The following is a 3,216-nucleotide window of genomic DNA, read 5'->3' on the forward strand; positions in this document are numbered from 1 at the left end:
ACCCAGCATTTCCGGGATCACGAATTCGCCGATCGCCGGGATCATCACCAGCATGCAGCCGGCGATGATGCCCGCCTTCGACAGCGGCAGGGTGATGCGCAGGAACGCCTGCCACGGCTTGGCGCCGAGGTCGTAGGCTGCTTCCAGCAGTCGGTGGTCATGCTTGACCAGGTTGGCGTACAGCGGCAGCACCATGAACGGCAGATAGCAGTACACGATGCCGATGTAGGCCGCGGTCGGGGTGTCGATCAGCTGCAGTTTCGGCAGGCCCATCGAGGTCATCAGCGACTGCAGGCCGGTGTACTGCAGGAACTGGTCGAGCAGGCCGTTGCGGTCCAGGATCGCTTTCCATGCATAGACGCGGATCAGGAACGAGGTCCAGGACGGCAGCACCACCAGCATCATCGCCACGTTGCGCGCGGCCGGCGACAGGCGGGCGATGGCATAGGCCATCGGATAGCCGATCAGCAGGGTGAGGAAGGTCGAGATCGCGGCGATCTTGATCGAGCTCAGGAACGCCTGCGCATAGATCGAATCRCGGAACAGCGCCAGGTAGTTCTCGAGGTTGAGCTTGAGCGAGAGCCCGCCATCGACGTACTGCAGCAGCCAGGTGTACGGGGGCGAGCCGACCCGGCTGTGCGAGAAACTGATCATCAGCACGATCAGGAACGGCACCGCGAAGAACAGCAGCAGCCACAGGTACGGAATGCCGATCACCGTGGCACGCAGCCCCGGCAGCCAGCGCTTCAGGCCGGCGGCGCTCATGAGGTCAGCACCACGCCGTCGTTGTCGCGCCAGTGCACCCACACCTCGTCACCCCAGGTCAGGCCATCGCTGGCCCAGCGCTGCGAGTTGGCGAAGTTGGCCAGCACCTTGGCGCCGCTGGGCAGGCGCACGTGGTAGACCGAATGGCTGCCGAAATAGGCAATGTCCTCGATCACGCCCTGCGCCTTGTTGGTGTGCCCTTCCGGCTCATCCTTGCCGATCATCACCTTCTCCGGGCGCAGCGCGAACGCGACCGGCTGCCCTTCATAGCAGGTGATGCCGTGGGCGATGTAGACCGGCGCCGGGAACAGCGGCGAACGCACGGTCACGTATTCGGGCAGGTCCTCGTCGATCACCCCGTCGAACAGGTTGACCGAGCCTATGAACTCGGCGACGAAGCGGTTGGCCGGCTGCTCGTAGACCTCGTCGGGCTTGCCGACCTGCTGGATCCAGCCGGCGTCCATCACCGCGATGCGGGTGGCCATGGTCATSGCCTCTTCCTGGTCGTGGGTGACCATCACGCAGGTCACGCCCGACGACTCGATGATGCTGACCAGYTCCAGCTGCATYTGCGARCGCAGCTTCTTGTCCAGCGCGCCCATCGGTTCGTCSAGCARCARCAGCTTSGGCCSCTTGGCCAGCGACCGCGCSAGCGCYACGCGCTGCTGCTGGCCGCCGGACAGCTGGTGCGGCTTGCGCTTGCCAAGATGGCCCATCTGCACCAGGTCGAGCATCTCGCCCACGCGCTTGGCGATGGTCTCGCGGCCGAGTCCGTCCTGCTTCAGGCCGAARGCRATGTTCTGCKCCACGGTCATGTGCGGGAACARSGCRTAGGACTGGAACATCATGTTGAYCGGCCGCTSGTACGGCGGCAGCGCGTCCATCTGCTGGCCATCGACGGTGATGCTGCCCTTGGTGGGTGTCTCGAAGCCGCCCAGGCAGCGCAGCAGGGTCGACTTGCCGCTGCCGGAGCCACCGAGCAGCGCAAATATCTCGCCCTTGCGGACRTCCAGGTTGACGTCGTCGACGGCGACGAAGCCATCGAATTCCTTGCGCAGATCACGAATGGAGAGATAGCCGGGCACACCGCTCGCTTCGACGACGGCGGCTTCCGGCTGGGCTTCAACGGGCATGGGGGCTCCGGGAGCGGGCGGTGGACAGCGGCCGCCATTCTACCGGCCGGGGGCCGATGGGGATATGACGGGCTGTGGCGGGCGGCCGCCTCGCCATGCCATCGGGGCAATCAGCGGATGGCCACCGGCGGCGCCTCCTGCCAGCCCAGGCCCAAGCTCTTCTGCAGGGCCACATAGCGCACCAGCAGCTGCAGGCGCGCCTGTGCGGCGGCATCCTGGGCCTGCAGGCGCTGGCGCTGCACGTCCAGCAGGTCGATCTGCGAGGTCGCCCCAGCCTGCCGACGCTGGCGCATAAGGCGCAGCGAGCGGTCGGCCGAGGCCTCGGCGCGGACACTGGCCTGCAACTGCTGCCGCGCAGCGCCGAACCGCGCCAGCGCCGTGTTCGCATCCTGCAGCGCCGCCAGCACCGTGCCCTCGTAGGCCGCCAGCCTGGCCTCGTTGCCGGCCCGGGCCTGCGCTACACGGGCCTTGTTCACGCCGAAATCCAACAGCGACCAGCGCAGGAACGGAGCAACGATCGTGGCCGCCGAATCCCGCCCCAGGTCGGACAGCGAGGTGGCTCCGGCGCCGATGCTGCCCAACAGCGTCACCTGCGGAAAGTACGCCGAGAGAGCCTGGCCGATCTGCGCCGACGAAGCTGCCAGCTCGCGCTCGGCCTTGCGTACATCCGGCCGGCGCTGGATAAGCGCGCCCGCATCATCCACCGGCACGCGGGCCGGCAGCGCTGGCAGCGGCTGGTCCGCCGCCAGCCGCGCATCCAGTGCACCGGGCTCGCGGCCAACCATCAGGGCCAGCACATCGCGCGCCTCATCGGCCTGTGCCTGCAGTGACGGCAGCGCGGCCTGCTGCTGTTGCAGCTGGGCCTGCGCCCGTTCCACCTGAAGGTCCGAATCTGCGCCGCGCTGGCGGCGCTGGCGGGTCAGCTGCAGGCTTTCATCGGCGGCGCGGAGGTTGTGTTCGGCCAGGGCRATACGCTCGCGGCTGCTGCGGTAGCCCAGGTAGACCTGGGTCAACTCGGCGGCCAGTTGCACCTGTGCGTCGGCCAGTGCTGCCGCGTTGGCCTCGGCCTCGGCGGCGGCCTGCTCGGCTGCGCGGCGCCGGCGCCCGAACAGGTCCAGTTCCCAGCTGGCGTCGAAGCCGGCCACGTACAGTTCGGTATCAAGATCGATATCAGCGAACTGCTGGCGCAGCTGCGCGGCTTCCTGAGGGCGGCCGTTGGCCTCGGCCACGCCGGCGATGTTCTCGCCAAGGCCACGTACGCTGTTTTCCAGGGAATCGGGCGCCGTGACGTTGGCGTAGCCGGCCACTGCCCCCACCT

At 67.8% G+C, this 3,216-nt stretch carries 3 protein-coding genes; all 3 read right to left on the reverse strand.

What is annotated here, in order from left to right; genetic code table 11:
- Positions 1-765: ABC transporter permease subunit (locus AC1VAN_RS16325; RefSeq protein WP_480986200.1), on the reverse strand; the 765-nt coding region annotated here is incomplete at its 3' end.
- Positions 762-1,898: an ABC transporter ATP-binding protein gene (locus AC1VAN_RS16330; protein ID WP_480986201.1), complete on the reverse strand. Its 1,137-nt coding sequence runs from the start codon at positions 1,896-1,898 to the stop codon at positions 762-764. The genes AC1VAN_RS16330 and AC1VAN_RS16325, both read right to left, overlap by 4 nt.
- 110 nt (positions 1,899-2,008) lie before the next feature.
- On the reverse strand, positions 2,009-3,216 hold a 1,208-nt coding region (locus AC1VAN_RS16335), incomplete at its 5' end, for an efflux transporter outer membrane subunit (RefSeq protein ID WP_480986202.1).

The sequence above is a fragment of the Stenotrophomonas sp. 05L44_2 genome (assembly GCF_056665995.1).